The sequence below is a fragment of the Rothia sp. HMSC061E04 genome, assembly GCF_001813685.1.
GTDB lineage: Bacteria > Actinomycetota > Actinomycetes > Actinomycetales > Micrococcaceae > Rothia > Rothia mucilaginosa.
This window is the reverse complement of the sequence record NZ_KV813686.1, coordinates 1-335: the sequence shown is the minus strand read 5'-3', so window position 1 is coordinate 335 and position 335 is coordinate 1. Positions and strand designations below refer to the sequence as shown.

1 protein-coding gene is annotated in these 335 nt (G+C 53.7%); it reads right to left on the bottom strand.

Annotation, left to right across the window (positions count from 1 at the left end; all coding sequences use genetic code 11):
- Positions 1 to 41: 41 nt before the first annotated feature.
- The coding region (locus HMPREF2927_RS00440; protein ID WP_141754859.1) for an IS3 family transposase at positions 42 to 335 on the bottom strand (294 nt) is incomplete at its 5' end.

The window sequence follows — 335 nt, the reverse complement described above, 5'->3', positions numbered from 1 at the left end:
TGAACTGCGCCCCGAAACTTGGACGCATTTAATAGTAGCCGCTACGCGGCCTCCTGCAGGGCCTGATCCCGGTACTCTACCGGGGTCAGGCCCTTAAGCTTTACCTGGCGCCTTACCGTATTCCAGTGCATGATATAGGCCTCGAGGTCGGCTTTGAAACTCTCAAAGGTCTGCCAGTCTTGGCCGCGAAAAAACTCGTCCTTAATGTGTCCGAAGACCTGCTCGGTGGCGCCATTGTCGATGCAGTTGCCTTTACGCGACATACTCTGGATAAAACCGTTCTCAGCGAGCATACTGATGTAAATCTCGTGCTGATACTGCCACCCCATATCCGA